We start from the raw sequence: 19,970 nt of genomic DNA, 5'->3' as shown, positions 1-19,970 counted from the left end.
TATCTATATCTGATGTTCATTCTGAATGAGGGGAGGCTCCGCATGCCCGATCTATTGTTGGTCTTATTTTTATTCAACCTCTCTCTATTTCTTCTACACGAAATGGATGCCATTAGGCGATCCGAATGGAGATTGTTTATCGTACTGAAAGATATGGAAGACGACAAAGCCTTTAAGTACTTCACTTGGATTCACCTACCGCTGTACACCGTCATCCTATCGCTTCTATTTAGTTCGTATCAGAGTATTACCTTCTGGGTACTCGATATCTTTTTCATCATACATACTGTGTTACACGTCTTCTTCGAAAAGCATCCGCGCAATGAGTTCAAAAATAGCTTTTCCAGATCGATTATCTATTTCATGGGACTGGGCGCAACCATTCATTTAATATGGTTAGCACTTCAGTAAACGACAGATTGGAATGATGTAAAAAGCGGCGCAAAGGAGAAGGATTTCTCCTTCCCCCTTTGCTAACTGCTCGCTTTGCGAAACCGTTTGTTAGAAACAACAAGTTATCAAGAAGAAGACAACTAGAAAGATTACACTAGGATCCCCATACCTCGAAATTCATTCACAAAATCATTAAGCCAATCCTCGCCATAATCCAGTGCACCCATATCATTATCGATAAAGGCAACGTCCAGACCCATGACCCAGAAGCGTCGAGCCATGATAAAGAGATCAACGGCTTGTTCGTCCTCGGAAGAGAAGTTTCGAATAGAGCGATAGCCGGACAGAAGCGCCTGCCATAACACATCCTTCTTCTCGCCCGATTGCCGCTTACGTGCCTTCACCTGAGCCAGATCATATGCACGCCATCCCTTAGCTCCCCATTCAAAGTCATAATGAGTAAACACTTCCCCCTGCTGAAACGCATTATTATTCCCATGCATATCTCCATGGCATAAGCCTGTATCTAATCCTTGTTGGGATGCAATGTTAATACGTTCCTTCAACGTACTCGCGAACGTCTGTAGAAAAGCCGTCGCTTCATTTGTTTCACCAATGTAATGGATAATCCGCTCTAGTGGTTGATCAATAAGAAACGATGTATCCAATTCATAACGCGGCTGATCGACAACGACGTGATCTAACGCCTCATGTAGCTGTGCCGCAGATTGACCAAATGCATAACAGGATGCCTCATCCTCAAGATTGTTCTCTACTCCATCAATATAGCGGAACATCACGGCAATACGTGTACCTTCCGGGGCATCTATAACGGTATATGTACTGTGATCTTTCTTCGCAATATACTCTCCGACATCTGCATGACTAGAAGAGTTCAGCTTCTCCTTTAATTGAGAGATCACAGATAGTTCATACTGCACCTCTTCTTCCTTAATTTCAGTGCGATATACACGCAGAATATACAGTCCTGTTGACGTCTTTACTCGATATGTGTCATTTAGACCTCGTAGCCAGTACACGCATTCTTGCCAGTTTCCGATGTCATACTGCTCACTCATCATGAATTCTAGGTATCTACCATCTAATACAGATCGCAAAGCTTTCGGTTGGGTGTACATGTACTATTCTCCTTCAATTTAAATGAATAACAACTTTGATTCAGCCAATAATGAAAGCGATACCACAATATTACAAGTTGAACCTCGCAGTCCAACTTATGTATAACATATTATAGTTAACATTGAATTACCAGTTTTTATGTATAATCGAATCTGGATTAGAGTAGTCTATGAAACTCATTTAGATTAAATAAATAGCTTTCCGTGGCGTTCTTCGTGTCATTAATTCGATGTATATACTGGTGTAAAGCTACTTCGTTAGCTTCAATCCGTTCTTGAAGATATGTAAATGGTACTTCCCACACGCCATACAATGGTTCTACCGTGTACGTTTTATATTGAAGCTGTTCCCAGTGTACCCAGAAGTATATGGCGGCTGTCGGATATAATCTTTTATAATGTTCATAATCTTTGTGATTAAAGGTCACCGTGTATTGGGGATCGTATCCATACCGACCCGCTGAGAAAAAGGGTGTCTTTTGTGTTTTGAGATCGGCTAGTGTTCCTTGATCCGTGTTCAGTAGATCTATCATCGTTTTGCGAGTCTTTTTGTCTGGATGAACAATAAGAGTACGATGGATGCGGGGAACAATCTCACGGACAAATGCCTCTTCTTCAATCTCCCCTGCCCGGCACCAATATAGCTTGTCCTCGGTGTCATGCTCAATCGCTTGATTTCGCTCCAGAACCCGAACATGAATCGCGGTTAAGCCACGCGGTGTCTCTTCTATATCATATTCAACGCTCTGGCCTTCTATTAATGTCCTATAGCCTTCTGCCTGTATGTTGCTAAAATGTACATTTATATCTTTACGACCATGATTACCTGAAATATAGCCATACCCTTTGGTTTTGTTAAACATTTTCACCTTACCGTTGAACTTCCCCATTGGCACCCTCCTTATTATTCTGTAATGTGAAATAAACCTTATACTTTAAAATCCTTGAACGTATTCGACGCCAGCTCTTGGCACTTCACAAAACCGAAATACGTCTCATCCCTATTGGGGTTCAATACATAGTCATGGTAGTGCACACAATCATCCGTATCAAATTCGAACACCACATTGCCTTTCGCGTACAAATTCAGATCACAATGACCGAATGGAAACGCCACTCTCGAATCAAAACCATATTCATAACAGGTTGAATCTACAGATTCCATACTCCATTCTCTTCGGAAAGACAAGATTTGTCCCTGCCGATCTCTAAAATACGTATAATCTTCCTTCACCGTCATATCTAAAGGCGATACCTCAATATTCCCACCCACTAACTCTTCCAATCTCAGTTTGCCAAAACCCTTAATTTGTACCGGTATATTCTTACTTCTCGCTATAATTTTTCTGAGCCGTCTGTCCTCCTCCAGGTTTACATACGTAGACCAGTCGAACTCTGGCATCAAGCTCGCGCCCCAGACCACGATCTCCATATCCTTTGGTAGTGTCGTCGGGATATCAAAAAACAACGTCTTGCCATCATAGAAATCTACTCCGTTGATATCATCAAATCTCTCACGAGTTAAATCCACCTTAATTTTCATTAAGATCACCCCCAATATAGATATTATTAATGCTTATGAAATTATCAAAAGAACACACTGCTCACCCGTGACACATCCTGCATGGATTCTATGTCGCAGCTCGAATTTCACCAATAATGCACACTTTCAAAAACCGATCTAACACATCAATACACTCTCTGACACGTTCTGTCGCTGCTTCAAGTTCACCGCCATGAAAACTTTTGTTTCTGACGGAGTAAATGCTCAACAACAATGCCCCTTCAAGATCTGCTGTTAATTCAGGAACGTATGCTGAGTCCACACCTTGTTTTACTGCTAAAAAATGCTTCACTTCCTCCGATATGGAAAGATGCTGATTACGTTTTCTTAAAGTCAACGAAGCGTCGGCAAAGCTTCTCACCACTTGAGTACGCTGTTCTGTATATTGGTTAATAAACTCGTGCGCATATGGCCGGTTATTCATATAGCTCACTATATTCTCTCTTTCGGAACGTCCATCTTCCAATGAAAATAGAGCATTAAAGGCAGACCATAGATCCCGAAACCTCGCGTGGATTCCACTAAAATCTATCCCTTGAGCACCACCCGCCTCATTGGCTCTATGTATCCAAAACATCGCGCTATGCAGCGCATCTCTAATCGATACAGTAGAAATATCGTTAATGCTTGCAATGCTCGGTAGTGTTTCCTCTATTTCTCGGACATCTATCGGACTGGCCTTGTCATAACTCAAGTAACGTGCTTCCAGTAAGGGAGAGTCTTCAAAGAAGAATCTATCAAACCCCTCATCGCTATGGTTTTTCAGTTTAAACTTAACAGGATCATTACGGTAAACATAATTTAACGCTCCAATTCGATCAGATTGAGTATGGAGTAGTAATGCACTCGTTATCCACGGCTCAAGCGAAAATAAGACAAAACTTTTCCCTGCCGTATAAACATTCAAATTCTCAGCGGGATATGTGAAATTCGTTGTTACCTGACCATTTACAATGGTGGAATCCCCACTTGTGCTTGTAAAGTGCAAGGCATCTAATGTATTCAACGAATCACCTAACGAAGGATACAAACTTTTGTCGATAGAACCACTCATCGATGCGCCATTAAATTTCATTTGAAATGAATAGGTATAACTTGCCATGTTGTCCCTCCATCATGTAATTGTTGCTAGGTAAATTCTGCCTTAATTATAACATGACAACATTCTAAGGCTCACACCAACATACATAGGCAACCCGCTTTCCCAGCCTTGACCTTGAAGTACACTTCAACCTTTATACTGTAGATGTATTACTTTTCAACCATGAAAGGCGGCGGCATACCAATGAGTGTAAATATATACCCTAATAAACGCTCTATCATGAGCTATCTCTTTGAGAAATATATCGGATTGCTAGATACCAAGAAAAATTTATCTTCACGGGAAAATACAATGAAGCATCTTGAGCACATGGGTACTCAAAATACCAAACCCTATCAGCTAGGGAAGGTTAAACTAACGTCTACCATAGTCGAAGACTCCTTTGAAGATATGCAGATATTCACCTTGAATGATCAGCAGTCTACTAACCAAAACGTAATTCTCTATATCCATGGAGGTGCGCATACCCATCAGCCTTTGTCCTTTCACTGGCGGTTCATGGATCGCATGGCGCAAGCGCTGAATGCCAAAGTTATCGCTCCAATCTATCCCAAAGTGCCTCATTTTAATTATCAGCATACGTATCCAAGGCTCTTAAATCTGTACCGAGAAATGATTAAATCCGTAAAATCTCCCTCTCAACTCACCATTATCGGAGATTCAGCAGGGGGCAATATTTCACTTAGCTTCGCTCATTACATCAATATGAATTCTCTGCCACAGCCCAAAGATATTATTTTGTTATCGCCATGCGTTGATATGGTACTGGACAACCCCGTAATCTTTGATTATGAAACTAGAGATCCGATGCTGGCCTTAGAAGGATATGATGTGATTCGACGGATCTGGGCAGCCGATAAACCTTTAGATGATCCACTCATCAGCCCGATCTACGGTGATTTTGAAGGGCTTGGCAAGATTAGTATCTTTATTGGAACCCACGAGGGATTATTTCCTGATAACATGAAGCTGGATAAAATGCTTACGGATCAAGGCATTGAGCACAATACCTTTGTTTATCCCAAAATGAACCATGTCTTCGTGTTATACCCGATCCCTGAAGCCAAAGATGCTCAGCGCAAAATCATTGATATCATTAGACAGTAAAGGCGATCTCCTAAAAAGATTAGGCTTACATTAAGTACTTAAATCTATTAAATAAGCTTTAGAGTAGCCATATGGTAGTCTTGCAGCCTCACAACGAATTGCACAGGAGATGTAAGAAGCTCGCTACGTTTTTGTTTTATATCGCCCAACACAAACAAAAAAAAGCTCAAGCATTGGACGAATCTCGTCAGTCGCTTGAGCTTTTTTTAATAGAGTTATACCGTAAACATAAAATGTAATTATTCCTTTATGGACTTCATTACACCAATATTCGTGATCACCGTATCATACGGTTCGAGTGTGAACGTTTGACTTCCATACTCCGTATCAACCGTCGTGGATTGAGCCTGATCACTATTGTTGATCACAACTAATATTTTACTTTCTGGATAATAAGCACACTCTGTATACCAATTATCTGAAATGTATTTTGGCTCACTCGGCTCATGACCTGCTAGACGAATTAAGTTCAGCAATAATCTTGTATTTGCCCAAGTGAATTCGAATGAAGGCAGATAAATTCCTTTTCCTTTACCAAAGTCATGCGTAGATAGCGTAATGTCGCCATCCTGATCATTGACCACGGTTGCTGCTCCATCGGTAAGATAAATGTTATGTTTACCTTTTATAGTCGCTCCCTCAGGAACTACTTGATGCTCATCCTTCACGGTGTACGACCATTTCCCATGAACCACTCTTGCGCCAGTATCCTCATCGACGCCCAACACATGTGCCATTCTGAAAAAGTGGTCATAGCCCGGAACTGCCGAAGGCTGATTCACACCAATGAAGGTTCCCCCTTCATACACCCATTGAGTCAGAAGGTCCACACAAGTGTGGTCATTCCAGTGTTCTCCACCACTCCAGGCAGAGCCGGCTGAACCCGCATTAATCACGACATCACAATGTTCAAGTGCTCCCTGACGGATATCTTCAAAATCTATAAACTTCACGTCAACCGGCAACCCAGACAACGCCTCATTGATATGAATCAAATCATGCATATACGTTTCGTGGAAATGCCCAGACAACGTCCATGATCTTAATTTGCCCCAGCTATGCAGAATAGCTACCTTGGTCTTCAGTTCATAAGGCTTGCCAGCCTGATGCAGCTCTTTCATCTCTCTGAATTCATCGGCAATCTTCTCAATATATGCCACAAAGTCAGGATAAGGCTCGACCAGATGTAAGTATCCTCCCAGTCCGATTCGATCAATCGACTCTCTTAGCAGCGCACGCCGGATGTTAATCCAATATTTCTTCGCATCCAGTGCAGGGTCTCCGCCCTCTTTGAACGTAGGCAGTCCACCTAATCCCACTGGAAACAGGTATGGATGCAAGCGGATCTCATGCGTATCCACTTTAACTTCGGAGCACATCCGCGCCTCATAACCGGAGAATACACATTTAATCATGCCATCGAATCCAAACTCTTCGAAACGATCATTGTAAGGCTCCATCCCCACCCAGCTATCATCGAAGAATACATAGGCTAACTTGTCATACTTGTGCACAATGTCAATTAGCTTTTTCCCGAACTCAATGACAAAATCATTAATAAATGCCATCCAGTCTAATTTGCGTTGCTGTGCTGGAACGTGGCTAACCCGATATTTTCCGCCGTTCACAAAGTCCTCTGCCGTTAAGGAATACCCGTACTTCTGGGCAAACAGATCCAGTGCTCTGGAGCTTACGGTAAAATCGTATGAACCCCAGTCTGAGAACAAATGGCGGTTACGCTCATCACTCCCCCAGATCCAGGCAAAGTTATAGAACAGGGACGTAAATCGCACAACCGTTGTTTCCGGATGCTGGACACACCACTTCTCCATCCAATCCAGAAGGTAGGTTTGCGTCTCAGTATAGATCGGGTCAATCTGCATGAGATGCTCTTTGTCCCAATGATTGGTGGTGTGATTGTACATGGAGATCTCTTCCCAGATCCGATAAGCCAAGAAACTCACGGTGTATTTATGCCAAGGAACAATGCCGGTGAGAACAACATTCCCAGACTCCCGCTCATAATTCCACTGCTCTCTTGGTACTTCCTCACCCGTCGTTCGGTCGTATACCTGCCAATACTTAAATGCCTCTTTCGAGTCATTCACCTTGAACTGTTCAGCAAAAAAATCCTCCATCAGATAGATGGAAATATAATCTTGGACAGCCACCTTTGGATTCGTAATCAAAAAGCACTGTTGCAGCTTATCTAGATTACGAGATGCCCACTCATTATGATCCCGAATAATGCAAATGGTCGAGTAGATACCATACCCGGCATTAATGATCTCATCAGACAACTTCGTACCATCACTATCACGGATGACATCTGCGCCCCAGCGCTCAGCAAGTTCCAGCGTTAGCGCCTCGTAACCGGATTCGCCCGGTAATGTAAAAGAGCCTTTCGTTGTTTTCGACAACTTCGTTCCCTCCCTATCTCAACATGTCGGACAGAAAAGCGAGTGTGAGCCCTTGACCCCAGCCTTGAATCCAATCTTTAGGAATATTGCGATACCCATCCCGGTCTTTCATTACTGCTGTGCCACCGGATACCCCTAGGACACGACCGTCTTCACTGATATTTTGCAAAATACCTTCCAGCGCCTTCTGCACATACTTGGTATGAAGCGGGTTACCGTTATTAATCATCGCTGCTGCGATTCCGCTGGATGCAGATACTTCCTCATACGATTCAGCATCATCCAAAACTGTCCGCCACAGGCCATTCTCTGTCTGAAGCAGCTTCAGCGCTGCCAATTGATCACGAAGCGAACACTCTACGTCCATACATTGCGGGTACAAGTACCACTCTTTCAACTGAGGTTTTACCTGAGACATCGTGTATGCTCCCCACGCATTCGCTCTTCCCCAATAGAATCCGGACATGTGATCCTTATTTACATTGTTATAACCGTGATACCACAGACCTGTGCTCGGATCTTGCAGGTATTTGATATGCCAGTAATACTGATTCAAGGCATCTTGAATCATCGCCTCATCCTTCAGCTTGCTACCGACACGAAGCAGGAAAAACGCTGCCATAAATAAGGTATCTGCCCATGCCTGTTCCGGAAAATCATTGGCAACGGATACCGTATGCTGAAGCACATTGTCTCCAAAACGAAGCGCATGGTTCTGGAGATAATCCACCTTGCTCATCGCAATATCCCAGTATTTCTGATCCCCAGTCTCTTCATAAAGCGTAATCAGCATATGCCCCATCGCACATGTATTTACTGTCCAGCTCGGTAGACCCAGCTCAATATATTCATCTGCCCACTTCACAAGCCTGTCCAGAATCTCTTGGTTGCCTGTCGTCTGGTAGGCTCTAGATACTCCGTAATAGGCTACACCGCAGGGCCAATCCCATGTCAAATCCATATCTAGTGTTTTCTTCGTAACGGTATCAATAACCTTAAGAATCTCTTCTCTGTCATATTTCACTTGAAGCATTGTCATACCCCTCTCCTGCGCACACGCCCCCAAGTGTGTTCTGAGAGGTGTCCGTCCATTTTTGTAAACGCTTTACTTATTCCATTGTACGCAGTAAAATAGTCTCAATCTAAGCATATTCGCAACAAAACTGCGCAATTTCAATCATTTATGAATGGGAGCATCGAATATGCCAAAAAAAAAGAAACCCGTCATTGAATACCGGCATTACAGCCTACCCATTGATTTTCCTGTCCTGCTGCTCAGCGGGGATCGCTGGAAAATATCAGACATCAAAAGTGAGCACCTTCATTTCCATAATCACATGGAAATTGGCATCTGTTATTCCGATGGAGGTATTATGGAGATTAAGGGCGAATCTGTGCCTTTTCGAGCAGGGGACATCACGTTTATTCCCCGCTATCTTCCGCACACTACATATAGTTCACCTAATACCGCGAGCTTGTGGGCGTATATCTTTTTTTCTCCAGAAGATCTCTTCCGTCACTCACTAAAAACAGCCCAAAGCCACATCGAACCTAACCTATGGGCGATACAGGGAACGAACTGCATTTTGAATAAAGAACAGCATCCGAAGATTTACACACTCGCAACTTCCATTGTAGAAGAAATCAAGCAGCAGTCCCCCTACTATCAAGAGAGCGCATATGGCTTGTTAATGTCCCTATATATTGAATTGCTTCGAATTCATGCGAACAATGAGAGCTGGTCTGAACAGGATCAGGAGCCTGACCTTCAAGGGGAGTTGGTCATTTCACCGGTACTGGAGTTTATCACCAAAAATTATATGATGCCTGTAAGCGTCGATTACCTCGCCGATCTATGCCATCTAAGCACCACACATTTTCGCCGCAAGTTTCACGAACTTATGGGAACTACACCGCTTGAATTTCTGAATAGTACTCGCATTGAAGAAGCATGCAAACGACTAAAGAGCACGGACGCATCAATCCTGTCCATCTCTGAACAAGTCGGCTTCCGTTCCATCTCCAGCTTTAACCGCTGCTTCGCCAAACTGATGGGACAATCGCCTAAATCATGGCGAAAAGAAGCTCAATCTGAAGCTCAATCTGCCAAAGCCTCTATTCTGGAATTCACAGGTTGGGTATAAAATGATAGATATCTCAAACTGAACTCATACAGACTTAGCAGGAGGATGATTTATGTTAGAGCAGCACGCAGCTAGAATTGAATTATTCGTATCCAACACTCACTTGATGAAAAAAGCGTTTAGATGGCAAAATGTGATGATCCATCGGCTGGCAGCCTTATTGTACGCATCCGAAAATAAAACCGTTGATACAGAGGATATCAAACAGAACTATGAGCGAATTAAGGAAAACACCGGATTATTCTCTACTTTCAGAGGAAATACGTCTATCCTGCTCGCTACCCTACTATCCCTTTCGCCAGATCGAGAGAGCTTGCTGGCTGACAGCCTGATGGTGTATGACGTAATGAAGGAAAATAAATTTCGCACCTCGGATTACCTCGTGATCGCTGCACATCAGATTGCTGCACATGCGCCTAAGGAATCCTTTCAGGACACGGTACAACGAGCCAAAATATTCTATGATCTAATGAAGAAGGAGCATTCTTTCCTGACAGGCAAAGATGATTACATATTTGCTTCGATGCTTGCGTTGTCCTCACTTGAGCCCGAGCCTGCTGTTGAGCGCATGGAGGAACTCTACACGGAGCTTCGACGAGAATTTTCCATTGGGAATGGTCTGCAGACATTAACTCAAGTGCTAACCCTAGGAGAAGACTCTATGCAGACTAGAACTCGAATACTTGAATTAAATGACACATTCCGCACAAGCGGCTTAAGAATGGACAGAGCACAGACGTTACCTACACTGGGCGTACTCTCCCTACTTCCCATTGAAACAAGCGCGATTGTGGAGGAGGTTACCCAAACCTTCGAAGGACTGCGTCAGCAAAAAGGTTTTGGTTCTTGGTCAGTTACCAAACAAGAGCTATTGCTTCATTCTTCGGCGCTCGTTGCCACAAGCCACGTTGAGAATTTGCAAAAGGGTGTGCTGACCACAAGTTTATCTACCAGCATCGTGAACATGCTCATTGCCCAGCAGGCAGCGATGGCTGCTGCCGCGGCATCTGCGGCCGCAGCTGCATCATCGTCCAGCAGCAGTTGATAAAGCGCTGAGCCCCAAGAGCAGAGATGCCGCACGGCGAATGAACAACATACAAGCGTTAAGGAAAGAGGTATATCCCCTTCTTCCGAAACGTAAAGAAGCCCAATGCCTTGGCGATATCGCTTAGGCATGGGCTCTTTGCTGAGTTTGAGATGTTGGATTAATCCCATGGAAATTTCATATGTTTATCTTTTTATAGCGTCTCTGTAGTAAGTGTAAATCCTTCAATAACGGCATCCTCATCAACCTCAATCATAATGCAGCGTTTGCCCTGATAGTTGACTTGTCTTACGTATTTCAGATCTTGCGGACTAACGGAGATTGTGGCTACCTTTGTATCAATTTTGATCGATTTGGAAGTGTATTTCGGCATGACACTATTGGCCTTCAACTCATAGTTCTTGTTATCCACAATTGTCTCGAATGCCCGCTCTACTTTCTCCTCTGTCAGATCCTCTACACCGCTCGCGGTGAGTACACGCTCCACATCCTTGTAATCAAGCTTCGGCGGCTCTTCCTCGTGTGACTCTTCACTCACTTCAATGACCCGATTAATCTCTTCATATACATGAGCAAGTGTGGATGCATCCATTTGTTCCCCCGTGATCTCTTTCACGATATCTTCAAAGATGGCTCGTTCCTCCAGTGCTGTCACAGACCGATCGCCATTCAACACCTGTTCTACAAAGTGTGGATCTGGAAAATTGGATTTCCCGGTACAGTATAAAACACGATTTACGTCCGAATAATTGTCTGTCACGCTCGGATACAGGAACCCCTGCTCTGGCGTGCTCAATTTGATAATCGGATCAACAATGACGTTATACTTAAACTCCCGTTCCACATAGTCAAACAACATTGTCTTCTTTTGTTTTTCCGTTGAATTTACGCTGCACAGAATGAAGGGATGAGCAAACACTTCGTTCTTCTCGCTCTCTTCCGTTGCTTCGTTTCTGGCCTGAGTTGGCAAGTAGTATTGACCCTTAACAAACGTAACTACCATGTCCCGCTCATACTTCGCATCGGCCAGCATACGATCCACAAGCAGCAACATCAGGTCTGACCATTCGTCCGGATCACCTGTTACGAGTGCTTGGTGCAGCATCACCTGTGCAGGCTCCTCTGCCTGTTCTTGAAACTTCAGCTCGAACAATTTCTGATCCAGTTCGCCGGTTAGTAGTTTTTTGAAATTCCCCATGTATAGCTCTTGCTTTTCCCGATCCACGAGCTCAAACGGGTGGCGCTCCCAATGGTAGACCTCATTCGTTTCCTTCGTAATATAGACGTTAAGAATATCGTAAATATTCAGTAGATCGTGATCCAATTTGAATTGTTTGCGTATATGCGCGACTTCTTTTTTATTCATGTTCCGTTAGACAACTCCTATAATAAAATAATTTTATCTATCCGCAGCTCCCATATGCTAGACATGAATGCTGCCTATGAAGTCTTCCATCTATGCTAAATTGCGATCGGGGCGCAGGTATGAAGTAGCTACATATAACCGTGCTTGATCTCCATTATTGTACGCTCAGTGAAAAATTATATCATATAATGATGCGGATGAATGAGAATCAATCTGTGGCATTTTACCTTATTATCACCAAATGATATGAACATCCATATCGGGTAAAAGGCACTCTTTTTATGCCTTCCCATCTTGTAATGAACATAGAAGGGTGCAAGTTCACTCGCGGTTTGTATTGCTTTTCATGATCAAGATCCTATCCTTAGAATGAAGAAATTGTGATTGTATACGTAATTATGGTGTGCATCAAGTAAGAAAACCGCTCCTTTATAGGTAGCGGTTTTCCTCATTCAATCTCGTACTAACACCTTACATATTTGCGCTTAAAACCTATCCGTCCTTGATCCACGGCCTTCTGGATGTTCTCAGAAGCTTGTATTAGCTTACTCTTAGGCTTGTCCTTGTTTACTTCAACAGGGCCAACCAGCTTAGCCGTCTCCACTGCCTGATCATGTAGAGGTTGATAAGATGTTGCTACAGTATATATGAAGTTGTTCATTGAATATTTTGTTCGTTCCGGCGAATCATGAATCGTGTCCTTCACCTGTTCCAGCATTGCTTCTAGCTTATCTGAGGAGAACTCATCATCCTTCCGGCTTCCGAGCAACCAACAGTAACAGCTCCAGCCTGCTGACATCTTCAGCTCATCACCACTCGCAATCCAAGCATCGGCAACCTCTTGAGCAATATCCGTCTCTGCGAGTGTGACCGCTACGATATAATCAGATATCATGTAGAAATATGCCGTTTCCATCCAACGCTCAAAATCCGCTGCAGTCATCGCTTTGGGGTCGGCAATAACGCCGGCAAAATACATGGCATCATAATTGCCCGTAGCATAGAGTTGATCGGCAAGTACCTGGTCTTTCTTAATCTTGCGGGACATCGGCTTCATCGCACCAGTAGCAACACCGAAAAGTGGTTCGTGCGCGCCATTAGACATATATATTTTTTTCGTTCGTTCCTTGCCCAAGGCTTCAAGCTCCTGCATCACTTCTTCTAGATTCATTGGAGGATATGCCCCTTTCTATAGAAACACTATTCATAGTTTACGATGTTATTAGAATTATATTTATTTTATCACAGTTGCTCCCACATCATACATTCACAAAGAGCTGAGGTCATCACTTTTAATGCTCTCTCTCAGCCAACAACAACACAAATAGCCGCCACTCCAGAGAGCCGCGACAATTTGGTTAAGAACCTAAAAACTACACACTCATATCTATTAATCTGGTTAACAACTTATTCGCCATAGCCTTGCCTTGGGATATACAATCCGGAACTCCGATTCCCCGATATCCCCCACCGCCTAGGTACACACCTGGCATAACCGTTGCCAAAGCATCGTCAAGCTCCTGCATACGCTCCAGATGTCCCACCTTATATTGTGGCATTGCATCGGGAAGTCGGTTCACTTCCGTAAAGATCGGCTCGGCAGATATGCCCATCATCTCTTCCAGTTCACGGCGTACATGGTGCACCAGCTTCTCATCTGAGAGCTGATCATCATTTTCCTGCCCGTATTTGCCCACATAAGCTCTTAACAGAATGTGACCCTCTGGAGCCGTATGTGCCCATTTGGAAGACGTCCAGGTGCAGGCGGTTACCGCACGTCCTTCTTTACGAGGAACGACGAAGCCTGATGCAGCCAAAGAGATACCGACATCCTGCTCGCGATAAGCAAGTACAACATTCATCACGGATGCATAGGGAATGGTTTGCAGTAACTCGGATATAGACTCATCTGGCAATAACCTAGCTGCTACATGGGCTGGAGTAGCGATTACCATCGCGTCTGCATGAAGCTTCGTTCCATTATGCAAGTGGACAACATAACGCTCCCCTTCATGTGTGACACCTGATATTTCTGTATTCTTCATCATATTAATACTGGAGGATAATGCCTTTTCGAGATGAGTCACGACCTCTTCCAGCCCTCCACGGGCACTTAGAAACATGCTTTTCTTCACCGTACTTACACTACCACTATCGTTACCACTTCCACTTTTATTCGCAGTTTGGCTCGATTGCGTCGTCTGCTTCGGAACTCTGCTCTTTCGAACACCAAGCATACCTACAATTAAGCTCCGATGCTTCTGTTCGGTTTCTTGCAGCATCGGAAAGGTAGCCTGCACACTTAGTGCATCTGCATTGCCTGCATAGATCCCTGCCAGCAGTGGCTCGGCAATCTGTTCCAGCACCTCATCTCCCAGGCGTCTACGAAGCAGTTGTCCCAGAGACTCATCTTCCACATTCGACTTTCTTGGCAGAACCAGATCTGCAGCAGCTCGCACCTTCCCCCGCACAGATATCAGCTTGGTTGTAATGAATGGTTTCCACTTCGTCGGTACGCCAAGCATAAAGCCATCCGGGATGGGATGCAGCTGATTCCGATAAGCAATGTAGCTGTGGGATATCCCAGGTCTTGTGCCAACAATGTCATCCCCTATGCCCAGCTCCTGCATCAGTTCAATGATGGAAGTTTTGCGGGCAAGAAACGAGTCCGGCCCCCGTTCAATGACAAATCCATCCTTTTTCCCGGTATGCATATGTCCGCCGAACCGATCACTTTTCTCCACCAACACAATCTCTGCTTCAATCGCGTGCGCCCTGCACAACTGCTCTACATAATAAGCTGTACTGAGTCCCGTGATTCCGCCTCCAGCAATAACGATTTGCTTCCTGCTTTGTTTATCCATTACACACTTCCCACCAATATTATGTTTGTCGCAACGCAGACGGAATATAGCCACACGCTGTATCACTCGCCATATAGTCTCCCGTAAGCGCATACGCTCTTGCCCTTGATCCACCGCACATGGTTTTAAATTCACAGACACCACATTTGCCCTGCAATTGGGACTTGTCTCGTAACGTCTGCATTACTGGAGAATTCCTGTACACGTCAATAAGTGATTGCTCCTTCACATTGCCGCACACAACAGGCAGAAATCCGCTAGGATATACATCGCCGGTGTGACTGATAAATACAAAACCATCCCCATCATTCACACTTTGAGGTGCACGTCCCAGCATATCCAGACGTTTCATAGAGCTACGCTCGGAACCCACTGCCCCGCGACCCTGCATCATCACCCGCCGATAGTGCGGTGCCTCCGTCGATTTCACACCGTAAGGCATCTCTTGCGCAATACGTACCATCCACTTCATGACCTCTTCATGCTCTTCTGGACTAATCATATCCTTCTCTTGGGCTCTCCCTGTCGGGATCAGGAAAAATAAACTCCACAGAACCACGCCCATCTCCTTCACCTTGCGGCTAATCGCCTGCAAATCGTGCAGGTTGTATCGGGAAACGGTGGTGTTTACTTGAATCGGAATGTGAGCTTCTTGCAGATACTGGATGCCCTTCATCGTCATATCGTATGAACCCTTCGTTCCGCGAAAATGGTCATGGATCTCCGCTGTCGAACCATCCAGGCTGAACGCCCAGCGGGATAAACCCACTTCTTTGGCTTTCGTTATTGCAGCACGCGTCACCTTGGGTGTAGCGCTTGGTGTCATGGAGACAGGAAGCTGCTTCTCCTTAATGGCATACTCTGCTAACTCAAATAAATCCGGTCGCATTAACGGATCACCACCCGTAAACACAAATAACGGCTGTACTTCCATTGCCGCAATGTCATCAATCAATTTTTTCCCCTGCTCGGTTGTCAGCTGCCTTGGATCTGCTCTATACTGGGCTTCCGCGCGGCAATGGAGACATTTCAGAGCACACGCTCGTGTGACCTCCCAGATCACAATGAACGGATACTTAGCATAATCTCGCGGTTTCATCTGAGGCATCATCTGAGGTTTCATCATCCATTCTCCTCCTCATACACATTCCATTAATTTTAAAGTAGTTGGAATAGCATGAAAGTGAGATGAATCACAATTGTCTTTTTGCTCCTAAAATGAAAGAGATCAAAAAAACCGGACTCACCCTTAGATGCGGGTAAAGACCGGTCTTTGATTATTCTTATTTTTCTAGCCTAGCAAAGAACTTAGAACCAATGCGAATTCAGATCATATTATTCAAGCACGGTCCACAGATCCAATGCCATCAATCGGATAATCTCATGTTCATGATTTCGATAAGCCCTTAACCGATCAGCAGAAGCCTTGTTCCATAATAGAGCTTTACCGGCGATCTTCAACAGCGACAGACCTATATATGAGGAAGCGATCTGCGACTGAGCGTTCAACCGATCCACGAGTTCAAGCAGCCCCTCCGGTTTCCAGTAACCTACGCTGCCATTGACGACCCGGACGATCTGATGATATGCAAAATCAAGCAAATAAGGCTGTCCATCCACCATCGGAATAACAACATTCAAACTAGCGACTGCTCCGTCAGTATCGCTCCAATCCGTCATAGCTAATTGCAACTTGATCACAGAAGGTTTCATCGTATCTTGAGACTGGAAAATTTCAATCAAGCCTTCATACAAAGGTATAAGTAACCACCGTGCAGGGCGAGGCAATGAGGCGAGCTTGTCTATTAAGGCGAGCAAACGCTGCCGGTGTGGCAGATCTCGCTCGGTACCGGCATTCCAATCAGCTGTCGTTTCGGTATCAACCAATTGTCTGCACACGGCGATGACCTGTTCATTCGTTTGTCCATCACGGCAAGTTGCAATGATTGTATCAAGTGCCGCTTCCCAACGTGTGCTATCCTGCAGATCCCCGAGTGCCTTACTTGCGCAAGCCGCAATCACATCTTCGTTCCCGTTCACCCACTTGGCCATTGCCCGAAAAGCTTCTTTCGCAACAGCCGAATCCGTGTGACCTGCAATCTCAGTAATCCACTGCAGATACCGTGGACGTGCCTCCACGGGAAGATCGCCCGGCTGCTGATTCAGCAAACTCCTTGCGATATCCCGCTGTGGAGACGAAGCCATCGTGCTCATCATCGCCCAGCTACGTTCATCGTCAAGACACTGCCTTGCCGCATGCCCTATGGCAATGATCACGTCTTTGTGCGTATTCGGTTTCTCGTATTCCCGAACGAGCAGAGTCATGCTCTCACTCGTTTTATAAGCACCCAGAAGTCGAATCGCTTCTTTTCTAACCGTAACTTTCAGCTTCTCCCGGTTTAACAAGTCAGAGAGAATGGACGTTAACAACAAAGGACTTACCCTGCGTGCGCATCTAGGAATCGAATACATCGCAACACGTGCACGGTCTCCCTCTAGGTTGTCTAACAAAATAGGGAGTGCCTTCTCCGGCTCTTCCCATAGCGAAAAGGCATGAAGGGCTGCTTCAACGACGTGTACTTCCTTATCCTGCAATAGGACTTCCAGTTGATCCGAAGTATAGTCGGGCATACTTGCAAGATTTCTCATCGCCGATGCACGCTCATGGAAGCTGCGCTTGGCATCTAATGCGACTCGTTCAAGCAAGGTAGCAAGTGCTTTTTGCTGACGCGGCAACCAACGATAAAATCCATTATAGGCTGGCACAAGATAGATTGTTTTGCCTGATAGATGTTTTCCCTTAATAACCTTTCCTGTGATAAACGGATCTAGCCACTCTTGTCGTTTCAAATGCAGATGGTTGAACACCTCATAGAAAGCAATGAAGGACGGATCTCTGTCGATCAGCTCTCTGACTCTCTCGTCCCGTGTTTTATGGGGAGCTAGCCAGTGCCGAACAGCCTGTGCAGGGGACTTTTGAGTTTTGACCAGTTGCTCTAACAGATGTTGGAGTTTCGGCAATCGCTCTACAGCTTTACCGAATGCATCTGCCATCCGCAGAACTACATGGTCATTCTCACGCTTGTTAGCTTCCGTGGCAAAAGCATAGATCTCATCAAACAAAATCTCAAGTGCATGACTCGGTATGCTATCCCAATCTTTGGCGAATAACACAAACTGCCCATCACGCATAACCATTCTCTCAAATGTTCGCAAAGCGAATCTAAACAGCCTACTCTCTGGTTCCAGTGCATGCTCCCTCAGTAAGTCAAAAGCCAATCTTTCCGTTACGTTCTTCGTCCCATATGAGGTATCTCGTGCTTCAACCACACTATCTATCAACACGGTTAGATCCTCTATATGCTCCTCCTTGAACATGTGCGCGGGACAGTTCGACAGTTCCGATATAACTGCAAATCGAACCGGATCTTGGTCGTTTTTGACTCGGGTCAAGAAATGAAGTGTATCACCCATTCCGCGCCGAGATAGAATTGTGCTCTGAATCAACCGCCTATAAGCTAGGGCACGCTCATCCGCATTAGATACTTGAACTGATCCCTCTAGCTCCGCTCTCGCATGTCCAATCAAACGCCTTGTTGTAATTTCAAGCGTCTGATACTGATCATCGCGAATCTCCCGAAGCTCCAGCATTCGCGCAGCTTCCTTGTCCCGTAATTGATGTGGCAACACATCTAACAACGAGGTAGAAAACAAACGTGTTTTGCGTTCAGTTTCTGGATATGCGGCCTCAAACATCGCTTGACGAGATGATGGAGCGAGTGTATCCAGTACCTTAGCAACATGCACGGGCTGATCGGCAAGCAAGGTGACCAGTGTTGTCCACTGCGCTGTCGTAAACCACTTTCTTTTATTCAAAATACCTGCGGGCACCCCATGATTCAGAAGATACCCTCTTGCCTCTTCTCTTGTCAGCAGTTCAAATACACCCTCAGGGTTAGCCTGGATGAGAATACCTAATTGTCGCTTAAGGACAGGATGTATCTCATCCTTCGGTCCATACTTGAGAGCGCAATCTATAACGATATCCGGTCTTGTAACACTAAGTTTCTCAACGGCGGAAGAAAGCTTCCACCATACATATCCCTTTTCCCGTTGCGTAGCCTTCTGTAGCTCATTCTCCAGATATTCGGCAACCAGATCCGGGAAACGTCTCGTTAACTTCCGCCAATTATGTACCGCATAACCTAAGTCAGAGAGCCGGCTACGAACCGTCTCCTCGCTGCATACAGATAATAATACCGCAGCCTCGTGGGCTCCCCAGCGGGTAAGCACAACCGGCAATAATCGCTCTGCCCAATCCTGTCTACCAATGTTCACAATGCTCTGCAACAAATGGCGACGGCAATGGTGTGACATCATTGTGATCTCGGATTCAATGGCATATTCAGGATCGGTGATAAGCTCTGGCAACAATCTGGCTGCCCGCCCCCTGACCCCTGCTTTGGGATGCTGCATAGCGAACGTTACAGCCTGTGCATCCTTAGCGACTTGAGCGCCAGTCAGCGCCAAATGTGCCTCGTACGCAGTGCCGCTCTCCAGCAAGCTTATAAGTAACGCCGAATAGACTTCATCTTCTCGGTGCACACGCGCGAGCAGTGCCATTTGTTTCATCCGATTGGAATACCCTAGTGTGTCTAGCTCCTTCAGGAGCTGTTCTTGGTTTAATGGTGTTGGATTAAGTGTCATTGGTTCTGCTCTCCCTTCATCTCCATGTAACCGTCTGAGCATTCATACCGAGATATCTCCTGTTTAACTCCACAGGATACAAAATCTCTCAAATCGTCATAATCATTAATACGCTTAAC

The 19,970-nt window shown here is 45.0% G+C and carries 15 protein-coding genes; 4 read left to right on the top strand and 11 right to left on the bottom strand.

Annotated elements, in window-relative coordinates; genetic code table 11:
- Positions 1-42 precede the first annotated feature (42 nt).
- Positions 43-411 carry a DUF6713 family protein gene (locus tag V6W81_RS04075; protein ID WP_338541664.1) on the top strand — a complete coding sequence of 123 codons (369 nt, stop codon included), beginning with the start codon at positions 43-45 and terminating at the stop codon, positions 409-411.
- 131 nt (positions 412-542) lie between these two features.
- Here V6W81_RS04075 and V6W81_RS04070 read toward each other — a convergent pair whose 3' ends face one another.
- The 4 genes from V6W81_RS04070 to V6W81_RS04055 form a co-directional block, all read right to left on the bottom strand.
- On the bottom strand, positions 543-1,532 hold the full coding sequence (locus V6W81_RS04070; RefSeq protein WP_338541663.1) for a phosphotransferase: 990 nt from the start codon (positions 1,530-1,532) through the stop codon (positions 543-545).
- Positions 1,533-1,690: 158 nt separating this feature from the next.
- Positions 1,691-2,422: a cold-shock protein gene (locus tag V6W81_RS29155; protein WP_338541661.1), complete on the bottom strand. Its 732-nt coding sequence runs from the start codon at positions 2,420-2,422 to the stop codon at positions 1,691-1,693.
- Between the two features lie 38 nt (positions 2,423-2,460).
- Positions 2,461-3,075 (bottom strand): hypothetical protein, encoded by a 615-nt coding sequence (locus V6W81_RS04060; protein ID WP_338541659.1) that lies wholly within the window; start codon positions 3,073-3,075, stop codon positions 2,461-2,463.
- Positions 3,076-3,163: 88 nt separating this feature from the next.
- Complete coding sequence (locus V6W81_RS04055) at positions 3,164-4,198, bottom strand: hypothetical protein (protein WP_338541657.1); 1,035 nt, start codon at positions 4,196-4,198, stop codon at positions 3,164-3,166.
- A gap of 183 nt (positions 4,199-4,381) precedes the next feature.
- Between V6W81_RS04055 and V6W81_RS04050 the strand changes: the two genes are divergently transcribed.
- Entirely contained in the window at positions 4,382-5,305 is a 924-nt protein-coding gene (locus V6W81_RS04050) for an alpha/beta hydrolase (protein ID WP_338541656.1), read from the top strand.
- Between the two features lie 239 nt (positions 5,306-5,544).
- Here V6W81_RS04050 and gnpA read toward each other — a convergent pair whose 3' ends face one another.
- The gene (gene gnpA / locus V6W81_RS04045) at positions 5,545-7,725 is read right to left on the bottom strand and encodes a 1,3-beta-galactosyl-N-acetylhexosamine phosphorylase (RefSeq protein WP_338541655.1); all 2,181 of its coding nucleotides are present in this window, start codon (positions 7,723-7,725) and stop codon (positions 5,545-5,547) included.
- Positions 7,726-7,738: 13 nt separating this feature from the next.
- Positions 7,739-8,758 carry a glycoside hydrolase family 88/105 protein gene (locus V6W81_RS04040; protein WP_145052993.1) on the bottom strand — a complete coding sequence of 340 codons (1,020 nt, stop codon included), beginning with the start codon at positions 8,756-8,758 and terminating at the stop codon, positions 7,739-7,741.
- A gap of 169 nt (positions 8,759-8,927) precedes the next feature.
- Between V6W81_RS04040 and V6W81_RS04035 the strand changes: the two genes are divergently transcribed.
- Together V6W81_RS04035 and V6W81_RS04030 are read left to right on the top strand one after the other, a co-directional pair.
- On the top strand, positions 8,928-9,869 hold the full coding sequence (locus tag V6W81_RS04035; RefSeq protein ID WP_338541654.1) for an AraC family transcriptional regulator: 942 nt from the start codon (positions 8,928-8,930) through the stop codon (positions 9,867-9,869).
- Positions 9,870-9,921: 52 nt separating this feature from the next.
- A complete protein-coding gene (locus V6W81_RS04030; protein ID WP_338541653.1) occupies positions 9,922-10,914 on the top strand; it encodes a DUF4003 family protein in 993 nt (330 codons plus the stop codon).
- 193 nt (positions 10,915-11,107) lie between these two features.
- On the opposite strand, the gene V6W81_RS04025 is transcribed toward V6W81_RS04030, so the two are convergent.
- The 5 genes from V6W81_RS04025 to V6W81_RS04005 all read right to left on the bottom strand — a co-directional run bounded on the left by V6W81_RS04025 (position 11,108) and on the right by V6W81_RS04005 (position 19,851).
- Positions 11,108-12,280 carry a DUF4317 domain-containing protein gene (locus V6W81_RS04025; protein WP_128100337.1) on the bottom strand — a complete coding sequence of 391 codons (1,173 nt, stop codon included), beginning with the start codon at positions 12,278-12,280 and terminating at the stop codon, positions 11,108-11,110.
- Positions 12,281-12,743: 463 nt separating this feature from the next.
- A complete protein-coding gene (locus V6W81_RS04020; RefSeq protein ID WP_338541652.1) occupies positions 12,744-13,451 on the bottom strand; it encodes a DNA alkylation repair protein in 708 nt (235 codons plus the stop codon).
- A 202-nt stretch (positions 13,452-13,653) separates the two neighbouring features.
- On the bottom strand, positions 13,654-15,144 hold the full coding sequence (gene hemG, locus V6W81_RS04015) for a protoporphyrinogen oxidase (protein WP_338541650.1): 1,491 nt from the start codon (positions 15,142-15,144) through the stop codon (positions 13,654-13,656).
- Between the two features lie 19 nt (positions 15,145-15,163).
- Positions 15,164-16,255, bottom strand: coding sequence for a TIGR04053 family radical SAM/SPASM domain-containing protein (locus V6W81_RS04010; RefSeq protein WP_338543935.1), 1,092 nt, complete (start codon positions 16,253-16,255; stop codon positions 15,164-15,166).
- 224 nt (positions 16,256-16,479) lie between these two features.
- Entirely contained in the window at positions 16,480-19,851 is a 3,372-nt protein-coding gene (locus V6W81_RS04005; RefSeq protein WP_338541648.1) for a HEAT repeat domain-containing protein, read from the bottom strand.
- Positions 19,852-19,970: the final 119 nt, after the last annotated feature.

The sequence above is a fragment of the Paenibacillus tundrae genome, assembly GCF_036884255.1.
Classification (GTDB): domain Bacteria; phylum Bacillota; class Bacilli; order Paenibacillales; family Paenibacillaceae; genus Paenibacillus.
This window is presented reverse-complemented; position numbering and strand designations above follow the sequence as displayed.

What these genes read in the sequence shown, in the direction of transcription:
- V6W81_RS04075 (WP_338541664.1), top strand. Translation starts at nt 43, where the DNA reads ATGCCCGATCTATTGTTGGTCTTATTTTTATTCAACCTCTCTCTATTT.
- V6W81_RS04070 (WP_338541663.1), bottom strand. Translation starts at nt 1,532, where the DNA reads ATGTACACCCAACCGAAAGCTTTGCGATCTGTATTAGATGGTAGATAC.
- V6W81_RS29155 (WP_338541661.1), bottom strand. Translation starts at nt 2,422, where the DNA reads ATGGGGAAGTTCAACGGTAAGGTGAAAATGTTTAACAAAACCAAAGGG.
- V6W81_RS04060 (WP_338541659.1), bottom strand. Translation starts at nt 3,075, where the DNA reads ATGAAAATTAAGGTGGATTTAACTCGTGAGAGATTTGATGATATCAAC.
- V6W81_RS04055 (WP_338541657.1), bottom strand. Translation starts at nt 4,198, where the DNA reads ATGGCAAGTTATACCTATTCATTTCAAATGAAATTTAATGGCGCATCG.
- V6W81_RS04050 (WP_338541656.1), top strand. Translation starts at nt 4,382, where the DNA reads ATGAGTGTAAATATATACCCTAATAAACGCTCTATCATGAGCTATCTC.
- V6W81_RS04040 (WP_145052993.1), bottom strand. Translation starts at nt 8,758, where the DNA reads ATGCTTCAAGTGAAATATGACAGAGAAGAGATTCTTAAGGTTATTGAT.
- V6W81_RS04035 (WP_338541654.1), top strand. Translation starts at nt 8,928, where the DNA reads ATGCCAAAAAAAAAGAAACCCGTCATTGAATACCGGCATTACAGCCTA.
- V6W81_RS04030 (WP_338541653.1), top strand. Translation starts at nt 9,922, where the DNA reads ATGTTAGAGCAGCACGCAGCTAGAATTGAATTATTCGTATCCAACACT.
- V6W81_RS04025 (WP_128100337.1), bottom strand. Translation starts at nt 12,280, where the DNA reads ATGAATAAAAAAGAAGTCGCGCATATACGCAAACAATTCAAATTGGAT.
- V6W81_RS04020 (WP_338541652.1), bottom strand. Translation starts at nt 13,451, where the DNA reads ATGAATCTAGAAGAAGTGATGCAGGAGCTTGAAGCCTTGGGCAAGGAA.
- hemG (WP_338541650.1), bottom strand. Translation starts at nt 15,144, where the DNA reads ATGGATAAACAAAGCAGGAAGCAAATCGTTATTGCTGGAGGCGGAATC.
- V6W81_RS04010 (WP_338543935.1), bottom strand. Translation starts at nt 16,255, where the DNA reads ATGATGCCTCAGATGAAACCGCGAGATTATGCTAAGTATCCGTTCATT.
- V6W81_RS04005 (WP_338541648.1), bottom strand. Translation starts at nt 19,851, where the DNA reads ATGACACTTAATCCAACACCATTAAACCAAGAACAGCTCCTGAAGGAG.